The sequence below is a fragment of the Gillisella terrae genome (assembly GCF_004801395.1).
In the GTDB taxonomy this organism is placed as follows: domain Bacteria; phylum Pseudomonadota; class Alphaproteobacteria; order Rhizobiales; family Rhizobiaceae; genus Allorhizobium; species Allorhizobium terrae.
This window is the reverse complement of the sequence record NZ_SSOA01000010.1, coordinates 52,144-66,515: the sequence shown is the minus strand read 5'-3', so window position 1 is coordinate 66,515 and position 14,372 is coordinate 52,144. Positions and strand designations below refer to the sequence as shown.

At 54.0% G+C, this 14,372-nt stretch carries 11 protein-coding genes; 8 read left to right on the top strand and 3 right to left on the bottom strand.

What is annotated here, in order from left to right; translation table 11 throughout:
- Window positions 1–49: 49 nt before the first annotated feature.
- The 3 genes from E6C51_RS16260 to E6C51_RS16250 are packed head-to-tail and all read left to right on the top strand — an operon-like array spanning window position 50 to window position 4,189.
- Window positions 50–706 (top strand): ABC transporter ATP-binding protein, encoded by a 657-nt coding sequence (locus E6C51_RS16260; protein ID WP_190236747.1) that lies wholly within the window; start codon window positions 50–52, stop codon window positions 704–706.
- Complete coding sequence (locus tag E6C51_RS16255) at window positions 706–3,114, top strand: ABC transporter permease (RefSeq protein WP_190236825.1); 2,409 nt, start codon at window positions 706–708, stop codon at window positions 3,112–3,114. Before E6C51_RS16260 ends, E6C51_RS16255 begins: the two co-directional genes overlap by 1 nt.
- Window positions 3,104–4,189 (top strand): lipocalin-like domain-containing protein, encoded by a 1,086-nt coding sequence (locus E6C51_RS16250; protein WP_190236746.1) that lies wholly within the window; start codon window positions 3,104–3,106, stop codon window positions 4,187–4,189. The genes E6C51_RS16255 and E6C51_RS16250 overlap by 11 nt, the downstream gene beginning before the upstream one ends.
- A gap of 50 nt (window positions 4,190–4,239) precedes the next feature.
- On the opposite strand, the gene E6C51_RS16245 is transcribed toward E6C51_RS16250, so the two are convergent.
- Window positions 4,240–5,097 carry a 5'-nucleotidase, lipoprotein e(P4) family gene (locus tag E6C51_RS16245; protein WP_230987379.1) on the bottom strand — a complete coding sequence of 286 codons (858 nt, stop codon included), beginning with the start codon at window positions 5,095–5,097 and terminating at the stop codon, window positions 4,240–4,242.
- 269 nt (window positions 5,098–5,366) lie between these two features.
- Here E6C51_RS16245 and E6C51_RS16240 point away from each other — a divergent pair, with 269 nt between their 5' ends.
- The 5 genes from E6C51_RS16240 (at window position 5,367) to repC (ending at window position 12,309) form a co-directional block, all read left to right on the top strand.
- Entirely contained in the window at window positions 5,367–6,758 is a 1,392-nt protein-coding gene (locus E6C51_RS16240; RefSeq protein ID WP_190236745.1) for an ethanolamine ammonia-lyase subunit EutB, read from the top strand.
- 2 nt (window positions 6,759–6,760) lie between these two features.
- Window positions 6,761–7,498 carry an ethanolamine ammonia-lyase subunit EutC gene (gene eutC, locus E6C51_RS16235; protein WP_190236744.1) on the top strand — a complete coding sequence of 246 codons (738 nt, stop codon included), beginning with the start codon at window positions 6,761–6,763 and terminating at the stop codon, window positions 7,496–7,498.
- Window positions 7,499–7,926: 428 nt separating this feature from the next.
- On the top strand, window positions 7,927–9,183 hold the full coding sequence (gene repA, locus E6C51_RS16230; RefSeq protein ID WP_146936247.1) for a plasmid partitioning protein RepA: 1,257 nt from the start codon (window positions 7,927–7,929) through the stop codon (window positions 9,181–9,183).
- Window positions 9,180–10,265 carry a plasmid partitioning protein RepB gene (repB, locus tag E6C51_RS16225; protein WP_190236743.1) on the top strand — a complete coding sequence of 362 codons (1,086 nt, stop codon included), beginning with the start codon at window positions 9,180–9,182 and terminating at the stop codon, window positions 10,263–10,265. Before repA ends, repB begins: the two co-directional genes overlap by 4 nt.
- A gap of 820 nt (window positions 10,266–11,085) precedes the next feature.
- Entirely contained in the window at window positions 11,086–12,309 is a 1,224-nt protein-coding gene (gene repC / locus E6C51_RS16220) for a plasmid replication protein RepC (RefSeq protein WP_190236742.1), read from the top strand.
- A gap of 627 nt (window positions 12,310–12,936) precedes the next feature.
- Here the strand turns inward: repC and E6C51_RS16215 are convergent.
- Both E6C51_RS16215 and E6C51_RS16210 read right to left on the bottom strand, forming a co-directional pair.
- Window positions 12,937–13,758 carry a bifunctional allantoicase/(S)-ureidoglycine aminohydrolase gene (locus tag E6C51_RS16215; RefSeq protein WP_190236741.1) on the bottom strand — a complete coding sequence of 274 codons (822 nt, stop codon included), beginning with the start codon at window positions 13,756–13,758 and terminating at the stop codon, window positions 12,937–12,939.
- 89 nt (window positions 13,759–13,847) lie between these two features.
- Window positions 13,848–14,315 carry an Lrp/AsnC family transcriptional regulator gene (locus tag E6C51_RS16210; RefSeq protein ID WP_146936239.1) on the bottom strand — a complete coding sequence of 156 codons (468 nt, stop codon included), beginning with the start codon at window positions 14,313–14,315 and terminating at the stop codon, window positions 13,848–13,850.
- Window positions 14,316–14,372 lie beyond the last annotated feature (57 nt).

Below are 14,372 nucleotides of genomic sequence, written 5' to 3'. Positions count from 1 at the left end.
CCATTGAGCGTTATCTCTCGTCTCCATACAATCGAAGCGGATAACATTGATGGTACTGCTGCTGGATACCGTGAAAAAGACCTACCCGACATCTGAAGGGCCGCTTGCGGTTCTCAACGGGGTCAGTCTGACGTTGGGGCAAGGCGAAACCATGGCGCTGACGGGGGAATCGGGCAGTGGCAAAAGCACTCTGCTGCATCTGGCCGGAGGATTGGATGGTGCAGATTCTGGCAAGGTCGTTGTGGACAGCCAGGATATTTCTGCGCTTGACGAGGCCGGGCGGGCAAAGCTGCGGCGCCGCAGCGTTGGTTTGATTTTTCAGCAATTCAATTTAATTCCATCGCTTGATGTGGCGCATAATCTTGGCTTCCATGCTCGTTTGGCAGGACGATTTGACCCCACTTGGCAGGCGGAGCTTGTCGAGCGCCTCGGTCTTTCGACGCTTTTGAAGCGCTACCCGGAGCAATTGTCGGGAGGGCAGCAGCAGCGGGTGGCCATTGGCCGCACCCTTGCGGTTCGGCCAAAGCTGGTTTTGGCCGATGAGCCAACCGGTAATCTCGATGAGGCCACCGGCGATGCTGTGATGGAATTAATGCTGTCTCTGGTTGCCGCAACGGGTGCCGCTCTGTTGATGGTGACGCATTCGCCAAGGCTGGCCGCTTTGCTCGATCGGCAGGTGCATTTACGTGCCGGATTGGTTGCGTGATGTATCGCGCCGCATTTTCCGCTCTGCTGTCCCATTGGCACCGAAAGCCCCTGCAACTGGCGATGCTGCTGCTTGGCCTGTCACTTGCCACGGCGCTCTGGTCCGGAGTTCAGGCCATCAATGCTGAGGCGCGCGCATCCTATGCCCGTGCCGCGGCCATGCTGGGGCAAAACCGCCTGTTTGAAATTGCCAACCGTGATGGCAGCGCCATTGCGGTGCAGACCTATGTGAACATGCGCCGGAATGGATGGCTGGTGTCGCCGGTGCTGGAGGGTGATATTCGTGCAGGCAGCCTTCGCTTGCATGTGATTGGCATTGATCCGCTCACTTTGCCGCCGGTGGCCCAACCGGTGGATTTGCGCGGCGGGGGTGATATCGCGCGTTTCTTGCTGGCACCTGGGCAATGGGTCGTGTCGAAAGCAACGGCCGATGCCTTGCAGGGGCAAGACACCCCGCCTCTCACCGTGGTGAACGATCTGCCTTATGCCACTGTTTTCACCGATATTGGCAGAGCCACAGCACTTTTGGGGCAAGGGGAGCATATCAGCCGTCTGGTGGTTTCGCCGCAACAGCACCTGCAACAGGCTGACCTCACCGCGATATCCAACGCATTGCAGCTCAAAGCGCCCGATGGCGAAGGTGATCTGGCGCGTCTGACCGATAGCTTTCATCTCAACCTGACGGCCTTTGGCTTGCTGTCCTTTGTGGTGGGGCTGTTTATTGTTTACGCTGCCGTGCGCCTGGCGTTTGAACAACGACGCGCCACGTTTCGCACTCTTCGCTCGCTCGGCCTCTCGGCAAGGGCCTTGTTGCTTTTGCTTTTTGGTGAGCTTTTGGCGTTTGCGCTGCTCGCCGGCATTGCCGGCGTTGCACTCGGCTATGTTGTGGCATCCGTACTGTTGCCGGATGTGGCTGTGACCCTGCGTGGGCTTTATGGTGCCGACATTCCCGGCTCTCTCGCATTTCGCCCGCAATGGTGGGCAACTGGCATTGGCATTGCCGTGTTTGGCACCTTGGCGTCTGCCGGGCAAAGCCTGTGGCAGGTTTGGCGCATGCCGCTTTTGGCTGCGTCCAATCCGCGGGCCTGGGCCATGGCGTCCGAAGCGGCGTGGCGTTTTCAGGTTGCAGGCTCAATTGTGCTGTTTCTCGCAACCGCGATTTTGATGCAGATTGGCCAAGGGCTGGTGGCGGGCTTTGCAACATTGGGTACGCTTTTGCTAGCCTCAGCACTGGCGTTGCCCGCCCTCCTGGTGCCCTTGCTGAAACTGCTGCAAAGCATGGCAAGAAAGCCTGTGATGCAATGGTTCTTTGCCGATACCCGCCAGCAATTGCCCGGTCTATCGCTGGCGCTTATGGCTCTGCTGTTGGCGTTGGCCACCAATGTCGGGGTTGGCACGATGGTGTCCAGCTTTCGACTGACCTTCGTTGGGTGGCTCGATCAACGTCTGGCGGCAGAGCTCTACGTGACAGCACGCAACGATGCAGACGTTCCGCGCCTCTATGCGTGGTTGGAAACAACGGCCGACGCCGTTTTGCCGATCTGGAGTGCCCAAGGCCGCGTTTTGGGCAAAAATGTCGAGATCCATGGTGTGGTGGATGATGAGACCTATCGTAAACACTGGCCGATCATTGCATCAATGCCGGGGCTTTGGGATCGCCTGACAAAAGGCGAGGGGGTTTTGCTGAACGAGCAGATGATGCGCCGAGCGCATTTGCAGCCCGGTGATGCACTGCCCATGCCCGGCGGTTGGCAAACGCAGGTGCTGGGGGTCTATTCCGATTACGGCAATCCCAACGAGGAGGTGATTGTCTCGCAAAAGGATCTCGTCAAACGCTTTTCTGATCTGTCGCGTTTGCGGTTTGGTGTGCGGATTGCGCCGGAAAAAGTGGACGCCTTACGGCAGGCCTTGAAAGATGAATTTGGCCTCGGCAATCAAAATGTCGTGGATCAGGCATCTATCAAAAAGCGTTCTTTGGAGATTTTTGAAAAAACGTTTGCAGTGACGGCGGTGTTGAACGTGCTGACGCTGGGGGTGGCTGGGCTTGCCATGTTTGCAAGTTTGATGACGCTCTCAAACATGCGGATCGCGCAGATTGCCCCGCTATGGGCCATGGGGCTGACCCGAAAAAAGCTGATTGCGCTTGAGCTTTGCCGCACGTTGGCGCTGGCGCTGTTTACCATGGTGGCGGCACTGCCAACCGGGCTGGCGCTGGCGTGGGTGCTGTTGGCGGTTGTCAATGTTGAGGCCTTTGGCTGGCGCTTGCCGATGCATGTCTTTCCCATGCAATGGCTTTCCCTGGGGTGTCTTGCAATCGTGGCTGCTTTTTTTGCGGCTCTCGTGCCGTTGCTGGCAATCGCGCGTCTCAAACCTTCCGATCTGTTGAAAGTCTTTGCCAATGAACGCTAATGTGAAACGTCTGGTCTGGCTTTGGCTGTCGTGGGTTTTGAGCGGAAGTCTGGCAACGGCGCAAGGCTTTGCTGGCCTTGGCACGGCGGCAGGGAATGGTTTTGCTGTGCCGCAACCCGGCCATGTGTTTTCATTTCCAGCGGATCATGGTCCCCACAATGATTTTCGCATTGAGTGGTGGTATGTGACTGCCAATCTCAAAGACGCGGCGGGCCGCGACTATGGGGTGCAGTGGACGCTGTTTCGCTCAGCTTTGGCGCCCGGCGAAGAAAAAGGCTGGGATAGTCCGCAAGTATGGATGGGACATGCCGCGGTGACCTCGGCTGAACACCATTATGTTGCCGAAAAATTTGCCCGCGGCGGCATTGGGCAAGCGGGGGTGAATGCATCGCCTTTTCATGCGTGGATTGACGATTGGGCGATGACGGCAAAGGCGGAAGGCCAAGATGGCGCTTCGCAAGATGCAATTGCCAATGTGAACCTGAAAGCCCATGGCAGCAATTTTGGCTATGATCTCTCTCTTCGGGCTGATCGCCCTTTGGTGTTGCAGGGTGACAAGGGCTATTCGGTCAAATCGGCCACGGGGCAGGCGAGTTATTATTACTCACAACCGTTTTACGCGGTCACGGGTACGCTGCATTTGCCGACTGGCGATGTTGCGGTAACGGGCAAAGCCTGGGCGGATCGCGAGTGGTCATCACAACCGCTCAGCAGCGAACAAACCGGCTGGGATTGGTTCTCGTTGCATTTTGATGGCGGCGCAAAAATGATGGGCTTTCATTTGCGCGGCAAAGGCAGTGATTACACTGTTGCCACTTGGATTGCAGCCGATGGCACCACGCAATTGTTAAAGCCGGGCGCGTTGAAACTGACGCCGCTCAAGCGGGCAAACGTCTCTGGGCATGATATTCCGGTGGAATGGCGGCTGGAGCTGCCGGAAAAGGGCCTCAGCATCACCACCAAGCCTCTCAACCCGCAAAGCTGGATGCCAGTTGCCTTCGCCTATTGGGAGGGACCAATTCGCTTTTCCGGCAGTCAGAACGGAGTCGGATATCTGGAAATGACCGGATATTGATCATCCAGAGATGACCTCCGATACGCATGGAATCGGAGGTCTGGAGCCGATTACTGACCACTCCATGGCGTAAGGGCTTTTATTTTGTCAGCCCTTTGTTGGTCTGGAGAGAGCTTGTAATTGCTGTTGAAGGGGGCGCTTTCAAATGAGCCGTACATGGGATTGGCAATCGCAATCCAATCATGCCCCCAATGGGCCGCGTCTGCATCAAACTCCTTTTGGCGCTCTGCCACGGATCCATTGAATTTATCGGTAAAATCGCCGAAATTGTCGCCAAACAGCAGCGCAATGCGGTAATTCTTAGCGATGTAGGCGAAGCGTGTGCCCTTGGCAGAGGTCCAGTCTGGCTGGTCTTTCTTTGCTAAAAATGTGTCGACCTTTTCATCGAATGGAAAGCCCATCGCCTTCATTTCTTCAATCGTCGCGGGCTTTTCTTCGCTGGTGCGATTGGTGACGTAAAACACCTTTACGCCTTTGGATGCCGCATATTGGGTGAACTCAAGTGCGCCGGGAATGGGCACATCCTTTTTGGCTTTGACATAATCCGTCCATGTCTTGCCGGAAAAACTCGTGCCTGCGGTGATGTTCCACGCCTCATAGGCCGAGGTGTTCAAGACCGTATCATCAATGTCCAGCACAACGGCTGGAGGGAGATTTTGATAATCGCCGGTCTGGCTGGGCAGGGCGGTCCAGTTTTTATCTTTCAGCGCCTCTTCAAGGCGCATTTTGCCTAGTGCATAGGCACCCAATGCGTTGGCTTGAAACTCAACCGAGGTCTGATGCCAAAGCGTGGCATTCAAATTATCATTTTGTGCAACACTGCCGTCGGCTGCAAATGCAGCTGTTTGGCAAAGCAAGCAAGTGGCGGCGGCAAGTGCGCTTAGCGAGAGAAGTTTCAATGTCATCATCTGGCTCTTCTTTGATGTCACGCATGACAGGTGGACTATAGGCGATGCTTGTTTGTCGTGGTGCTTGCGTCAAGCGCCATCACTGTCCACCCCATCACTTGTCGGTGAGCCTGTTGCTGGTTGCATGGCATGCCGTTTGCTTCGGGCAATTATAAAAGGCGATTATGTGGGCAATCGATGGTGGCCCGTGATAGTGTTGCATGGAAAACCAAAGTAAGGCGCAGCCGGGTTGCGTTGTTTTGCGATAACCATGTCCTAAGGGGAATATTATGGCATCTTATTCGATCATCCTTGGGCGCGAACGGCATGTGTTTGACGATTTGAAAAGCCTCATGGCGTGTGCTTCGGCGGAAAAATCGGGCGATCACTTGGCCGGAATTGCCGCCTCCAGCAATGAGCGCCGCGTGGCAGCCCGTTATGTGCTGGCAGATTTGCCGCTGAAAACATTTTTAGATGAAGCACTCATTCCCTATGAAGAGGATGAAGTCACCCGCCTGATTGTCGATAGCCATGATATGGAGGCATTTGCACCGGTCTCCTCCATGACTGTTGGACAGTTTCGCGATTGGCTTTTGTCCTATGAGGCCACCACCGAGGTTTTGGCCAAACTTGCGCCGGGTTTGACGCCGGAAATGGTTGCTGCCGTCTCAAAACTGATGCGCAACCATGACTTGATTACGGTGGCCGCCAAATGCAGCGTCATCACGGCTTTTCGCTCCACGCTTGGCCTTCCCGGACATCTGTCCAGCCGCTTGCAGCCCAATCATCCGACCGATGATCCGGAAGGCGTGGCTGGCTCGACACTGGATGGATTGCTCTACGGTGTCGGAGATGCCGTGATTGGGATCAACCCCGCTACGGATAATTTGGATGCCTGTGTGCGTTTGATGCATCTGTTTGATCGTTTGCGCGAGCGCTTTGAAATTCCTACGCAGTCCTGCGTGTTGACCCATGTCACCACATCCATTCAGGCGATTGAGGACGGGGCGCCGCTGGACCTGGTGTTTCAGTCGGTGGCTGGCACCGAGCGCGCCAATCAGGGCTTTGGTGTTGATCTTGCGGTTTTGAGAGAAGGGCGCGAGGCGGCCTTGTCTCTCAAACGCGGTACGGTGGGTGACAATGTCATGTATCTGGAAACCGGGCAGGGAAGTGCTCTGTCTGCAGATGCCCACCACGGTGTTGATCAGCAAACACTTGAAGTGCGCGCCTATGCTGTCGCCCGTGCCGTAAAACCGCTGTTGGTCAACACTGTCGTCGGGTTCATCGGTCCCGAATATCTCTATGATGCAAAGCAGATTATTCGTGCAGGACTCGAAGACCACTTCTGCGGCAAACTGCTGGGCGTGCCTATGGGTGTGGATGTGTGTTACACCAATCATGCTGAGGCTGATCAGGATGATATGGACAATCTGATGGTGTTGCTCACCGTCGCCGGAGTCAATTTCCTCATTGCCGTACCCGGAGCGGATGATGTGATGCTGAATTACCAGAGCTTGTCCTATCATGACATTGTTGGCCTGCGGCATCAGTTCAACCGCCCACCCGCCCCGGAATTTGATGCCTGGTTGAAGCGTATGGGATTGGTGGATCGCATGGGTCGATTGGCTCCAACCACGCAGGCCAACGCATTTGCGCGCAATCTTCTCTCTTATAAGGGCTGAACATGAGCAATTCGGTTGATTTTGATCCCTTTGCCCGGTTTCGCAACGCCACGCGTGCGCGCATCGGCATAGGCCGAACCGGCGATGCCATGACGACCAAATCGGTGCTGGATTTCCAGCTTGCTCATGCGCGTGCGCGCGATGCGGTGCATGGCGCTGTGGATTTTGCAACCCTTGCCTCCGATCTCGCCCCCGCCCAAACGGTTCTGGTTCGATCCCTGGCCAAGGACCGATCGACCTATTTGACCCGTCCTGATCTCGGGCGCCGACCCGACCCTGCGGATTTACCCAAGGCGGGCGACCGCTACGAGATCGCTTTTATCATCGCGGATGGCTTGTCGGCGGCAGCGGTGCAACGCCATGCGGCACCGGTTTATAAAGCGGCAGCCCGCCGGCTTGGCGGCTTCTCTCTGTCGCCTGTTATTCTTGGTGAACAGGCAAGGGTTGCCTTTGGCGATGAGGCGGCGGCGGCCTACGGGGCGCAGGTCGCCGTTGTGCTTGTGGGTGAGCGGCCGGGCTTAAGCGTGCCCGACAGTCTGGGGGCCTATATCACCTTCGCTCCACGATTGGGGTGTCGCGACAGCGAAAGAAATTGCATTTCCAACATCCATGATGATGGTCTTAGCTATGAGCTTGCGGCGGAAAAAATCGCCTGGCTGGTACGCGAAGCACTGAGGCTGAAGCTTTCCGGGGTGGATTTGAAGGAAAACGCGAGTGAGGTCGGGCTGCTGGACGGCTGACGGCAGCATTGCATTTATGTTTGCTGTCATGGTGCCACGCTTCAAAGCCAAGTGCGATGTAAGCTTTTAAATTTACGGCATAATTGCTTAATTCGGAATCGATTTGAACAATTATGCAGTCGCCACTTTCATCAAAGCGCTGCCGCTCGGTGCCATGGTCAGACAGATCCCCGGCCAGTTGGAAGGGGTGTCTAAGAGCGGTTCATTGTCTGAGCCAGCCACACACTTGACCCGAATCAAAGCTTGCTGCAACTTACGATCAAATGCCGCGTATGGGTCGTTTGTCCGTAACAAGGTGTGGATGCTGTTAGTTTTTGTAATGTGCGTATATCATTGTCGTGCCGAATCGGTCATGGAATTGATTGAGGCATGAAAATGTCAATGCGCTTGATATGCACATGATAGCAGGCGGATTTGAGGAAATTGTGATGGCGGTTGCATCTGTAAAGGCAACGGAACAACAGGAGATGGATTTGCGACCCGCCGATGAAACGATTGCGGAAGACGCACAGGCGCTCTCTGCTCAGTTGCAAGCCATGCGGGAGCGCCTTTTTGCTCCTTCCTCCCGTAAAACTTTGCGCACTTTTACGTCTGGCGAAGCGGCCCGTTTGGTCGGCGTGTCGGATGGATATTTGCGACAACTTTCTTTGGCTGGAGAAGGGCCTGCCCCGGTGGTTGGCACCGGTGGGCGCCGCTATTATTCGCTCGCAGACATTGATGCGCTTCGCCACTATCTGGGTGAGCAGGCGCTGGCCAAGGGCAATGTTGCCAAAGCGAGATCTTACGTCAAATGGCGTGACGAGGCGCGTGGCGAACATCTGCAAATTATATCCGTGACCAATTTCAAAGGCGGTTCAGGAAAGACAACCTCGGCTGTGCATCTGGCACAATATCTGGCGATGACGGGGCATCGGGTTCTGGCCGTCGATCTTGACCCACAGGCATCGCTTTCGGCCTTGTTCGGCTATCAGCCTGAGCTCGATCTGGTTGGCAATGACACGATTTACGGTGCCATTCGCTATGATGACGAGGCGCGGCCGCTCAAAGACATTATTCGCAAGACCTATTTTCACAATCTCGATCTTCTGCCGGGCAATCTCGAGCTACAAGAGTTTGAGCATGTCACCCCGCGGGCCCTTGCTGAGCGCAAGGGCGGCGATGCGAAAAGTCTGTTTTTTGCGAGGGTACAGAATGCGCTCCAGACGGTGGCGCATGACTATGATGTGGTTGTTATCGATTGCCCGCCTCAGCTCGGTTATCTTACGCTCTCTGCCTTGTGTGCATCGACGTCGGTCATCGTCACTGTGCATCCACAAATGTTGGATGTTGCGTCAATGAGCCAATTTTTGTTCATGACCTCCGATCTTCTCGGTGTCGTGCGGGAAGCTGGCGGCACACTGAATTTTGACTTTTTGCGATATCTGGTGACGCGCTTTGAGCCGAATGACGGTCCGCAGGCGCAAATCGTCGGCTTTCTTCGTTCGCTGTTTGGTGAGCGTGTCTTGACCTCGCCAATGGTCAAATCGACTGCAATTTCTGATGCTGGACTGACAAAGCAGACGCTTTATGAAGTCGGGCGCGAAAATTTCAGCAGAGGCACCTATGACCGCGCCATTGAATCGTTGGAATCGGTCAATGCTGAGATCGAACAATTGATTCATACTGCCTGGGGGCGGAAAGAATGATAGGCAAAAACCGTAAAAGTGAATTAAGGGCATTATTTTCGGACCCTGCGCCTGCACAGAAGTCTTCTCCTGCTGAGGCCAGCCATGAGAAAATTACCACTATGCCACCACATGCGGATTCAATTCCGGATGCCTCTGGTGACGTGCATGGTCATTCTGTGCCGCGCACGGCTTCCGGTGCCATTAAGGCCATGGGCTTAACCTTGTCTTCCATTACGCGGGAAGCTGACGAGGCCCGTGCGTTGCGGCAAGCCCTCGACGAAGGGGAACGTGTGGTGGCGCTGGACACCGGCGTGATTGATGCCTCTTTTGTATCGGACCGCCTAAGTGATCAGGAGAAAGACGATCCCGATTTTCTTGCGCTTGTGGAGAGTATTCGTGAAAGCGGGCAACAGGTTCCCATCCTTGTTCGCCGTAACCCCTCCAATCAAGAGCGGTTTCAGGTGGCCTATGGTCATCGCAGATTAAATGCGGCCAAGCGGTTGGGCATCAGCGTTAAAGCGCTGGTGCGGCCATTGAGCGACGATCAACTTGTTCTCGCGCAAGGCAAGGAAAATGCCGAGCGGCGCAATTTGACCTTCATTGAGAGGGCACTGTTTGCCAAGGCGCTCGCAGAGCGGGGTTTTGACCGCAAGGTCATTGGTGATGCTCTTTCGGTACAGAAGAGCGAGCTGTCGCGCTTGATTCAGGTTGCAGAAAGCGTCCCAGAACGATTTGCACGCGCGATCGGCCCGGCACCGAAAGCGGGGCGCGAACGTTGGATGGCGCTTGGGCAATTGCTCACCAATGAACATGGGCAGAGCAGAGCAGCGGAAGTGTTGCGGGATGAAGAGTTTCGCGCACGCCATTCGGATGAGCGGTTTCAGAAGCTTTACGACGCGCTGTCGCGCAAGCCTTCTGTTGAACGCCCGGAGCCTCAGGATGTGCGCGGCCCTGACGGACGCACCGTCGCCAGGGTTTCAAGGCAGGGTCGTCGGGTGAAGGTTGAGTTTTTAGCGGAAGCGGACTCTGGTTTTCTGAGGCAATTCGAGGAGCGCCTTGCCGCGGATTATGCGGCATTTTTGGCGCAATCGAAGCATTAGTTCGGAGATTCGGAAGCCCATGAAGAGAGTTACGACAGCCAATTGAAAGGCTTACTGCATAATTGCTTCAATCGGAATCGATTTAAGGAGGAAATTATGCAGCAGATTAAAACTGTTACAGCGTCCTTCGTGCGCCATATCTGGTGATCGGCGCTGTAATGCTTCCTCTGTGTGTTTGATAAAACCCACAGGACTGTGGAATACGAATTGGTTATCAACATGAAAGGTAACGCTGAGACAAGAAAAAAGGCCCCAAAACGTCACCATCTCGGAAGCCCTCTTCTATGTAGCAATCTAAGAGAATCACTTCCTGCCTGAAAAGTCAAGACTCTTCCACGGAAACGGGGAGGCTGTGTTGCTTTGCGCCTGTTGCATCCCATCGGTAAGCTGCGATGCGGGAGTGCATAATTCCGTCATGCCCGACAGTGCCCTGTGTTTTATAAAACGCACAAAGGACGCTGTAATGCTTTAAATCTGCTGCACAATTTTTTCCTCCAATCGTTTCCGATTGAAGGAATTATGCAGGAGGGGGATGGCTTAAAACTATGCTGGGCGTTTAAGGCGTTACGGTGTTGTTAGCGTCATTTACAGCGCCGCGCGTTTATCAAACGCACAAATGACGCTGTAAAACTTTTGATCTGCTGCTTCATTCCTGAAATCGATTCCGATTGAAGGAGTGATGCTGCAACATGATGCTCATCGCTGTAAGATGATGATGACTTCAGAAGATGACAGAGATTTTGTCGTGTCTTTTTGACGCGTTGATTCCCTGTGTTTTCCGATATGGTGCCGCTTGTCTCCGTCTGTGGAGCGGAAAGCGATGGAAAGACTTGCTACGACACCGTTTGGCGGTGGGCGATTGACTGGCCGCGTCTTGGCGCGCCAGGCTAAGATTGGTCAGCGACAAGAGCAGTTGAAACGCGGAGAAGCGGGAAACGCATCGGGACGGGCTGACAAGTGGCAGCTCCTGCGGGCGCTGACCGAGGCGCGGCAGGTTTATGGTCTTGGCGATCGCACGATTTGCTTGCTGGAAGCCCTCGTGAGCTTCACGATTGAGCGAGAGCTTGATGGAAGTGAGCCCATTATTGTTTTTCCATCGAACCGAGAGCTATCTTTTCGAGCCCGTGGCATGGCACCTGCAACGATTCGCCGACATCTAGCCAGCCTCGTTGAGGCGGGAATGATCTTTCGGCGTGACAGCGCAAACGGAAAGCGCTTTTGTCGACGCGATGACGCAGGATTGGTGGAAGACGCCTATGGCTTCGACCTGGCACCTTTGGCGCTTCGGGCAGAAGAGATCTATAGCGCCGCCGAAGCGGCGAGGGCAGAAGCAAAGCTGGCAAGAGCACTCCGTGGTGAAATTACGGTTCTGCTTCGGGATGCGTCACGCATTATCACGCTGGCTTTGGAGGAGGGCCGCGCTGGCGATTGGAGCAACCTCTTGGTGACCTATCAAATGAATGCCCGTGATGCGTCGGGCCGCAAGAGCAGCGAAGATCTTCAGCCTTTTGTCGGTGCACTGCGCGCGTTTCGCACTGAAGTGGAAAATGCTTATCTTTCAAGTCTTTCAGATGAAGAAATGAGCGGCAATGATGATGATCATGAGCAGCACGAACAGAATTCAAATACAGAACTCACATTTGAATCTAGAGCTAACGAAATAATGAAAGACGCCGACTGCGAGACGAAGCCGAGAGAGCAAGACAGGAAGTTGGCGATCAGCCTTTCCAAGCTTAAAGACTTGTGCCCACTCATAAAAGATTACGCCAAAGACGGCATTTTCACCTGGAATGACGTTATACAAACTGCGGATCTTGTTCGGACCATGTTGGGTATCTCACCTGATGCTTGGTCTAAAGCGAAAGCGGTGATGGGACATCAGGCGGCGGCTGTGACCATTGCCGTGATGCTGGAACATGCCGAGACCATTCGTTCACCTGGCGGCTATCTGCGAACATTGACGGCAAAAGCGGAAGCTGGGAAATTCAGCGTTTATCCTATGCTGCTTGCGCTCGATAAACCGGCTCAGACAAAAGCCGAATAGAGAGGGTGCACTGAATGTCTCTGTTGATAGGCATTGCATTGTGTATTCGTGATCACAGGTGCCGGCACCAAAGTGAGAAGATTTACAACTGTACAATTCCTGAAATTGAAGTCGCTTTAGAGGGTGTCAGATAAAACCGGCTTCCGCCTTTACCGAGCCGACGCTGGCGAATGATGCCGGAGAACTGAACTGGGACAGGTTCTTTCGTGCACCATGGAGAGTATGAGTAGCGGCATAGCCTCTAAGAGATAGAGGTAAGTTCCATAAGATGGATTACCGCACTTTCTCGTGGAGCCAGGGTGGGTTCAAGAATGAAGTGCGATATTCCAACAGTTTCAATGGTTTCATTTTGAGGATTTTGGCATGTCTCGGTGCTATAACCAGCCGAGGTGTTCATCGCCCATGTGCACGAATGGCTTGCGATGCCCTACCCTGGATGAACGGCATGATGCATTTGGAGTAGCTTCTCCAATCTAACAGGGAAACGCGAGTTCGGTTCGCCCTGACAGATGAAAGCAAAAAACGTCGAGTCTGTCTGGTTCAATCTGAACCTGAAAGAATTTCGAGGGAGAAAAAGCAATACACTGTTGAGGCAAGACAACGGCTGGTCTTGCCTCAAAGTGATCTTTACCAAAGGCGGGGGTGTCTGTTGACATCCTTATAAAGCAGGTAGCGAAAACGACCAGGGCCACCCGCATAGCAGGCCTGAGGGCAAAAAGCTCTCAGCCACATAAAATCGCCAGCCTCCACTTCCACCCAATCGTCATTCAATCGATAGACTGCTTTGCCTTCCAACACATAGAGGCCATGCTCCATGATATGGGTTTCCATGAAGGGAATGATGCCGCCTGGCTCAAATGTGACAATGTTCAAATGAAAGTCATAGCGAATATCGCTTGGGTCAATAAAGCGCGTTGTTCCCCATGCGCCGTTTGTATCTGGCATCATGGCAATTTCGTGCTCATCTTCATGGGTGAAAATGGCTGGCGGTGCATCGAGCCCCTCAACGGGTTGAAACGCTTTGCGAACCCAATGGAATTTTGAAACTGCATCACTGGTGTTGTGTAAACGCCAATGGGCACCAGCGGGCAGATAGGCAAATGAACCAGCTCTTAAAGCGTGTTCCTCACCCTCGAAGGTGATTGTTATGGAACCCTCAACCACAAAGATGGCCGCTTGCGCTCTCACATCCGGTTCGGGATTGTCGCTGCCGCCGCCTGGTTCGACTTGCATGATATATTGCGAGAATGTTTCTGAAAAGCCGGTCATTGGGCGGGCAATGATCCAGGCCTTGGTCTCACGCCAGTGGGGCAAAAGACTGGTGACAATGTCGCTCATAACACCTTTTGGGATAACGGCGTATGCGGTGGTAAACACCGCCTTGCCCGACAGTAATTGGGTTTGAGGCGGTAGACCTCCCAAGCTGGTGTAATAGGTGTTCTTACTCATCGAACCTGTTCCGTGTTGCAATTGATCAGCAATCTATTACGCCAATTATTGCAATATCGGAAATTGCCAATCCTATTTCATGAGGTAGATCATTTTGCCATGGGTACGAAAAGACTGAGCTTGATGTCTCTCAACACAACATTTGTGTGCATTCGCCTGATCTGAGGATTTTCTGCCATCAAGACAGCGGCAATATCATCATAATGCTCCACATCCCTTGCGGTGATGATAGCGATCAGATCCACTTGCCCCGTCACATAGTAGACCTGCTGCACATGATCCTGTCGCTCGGCCCAAAGACGAAAGCGGGCCAAGGCATCATAGTTATCGCGCTCGATTTCCATTCCAACGATAAACACCATAGGATGGCCAGAGGATTTTCTATCGATGATCGCAACTTCACCCTTAATGATCCCGTCTTCGCGCAGCCGTTTCAAACGCCTTTGCACGGCGGATGCAGAAAGACCTACCTCCTCCGCCATGGCCTCCGCTTTCATTTGGCAATTGCGCTGAATGATCTCTATGATCTCGCGATCGAAGCGGTCCAGTTGTTCCATGGCAGGGCCCTCTGCTGTTTTGTCGCACAATTGTCTTTTTTTAATTTATATCCCGCA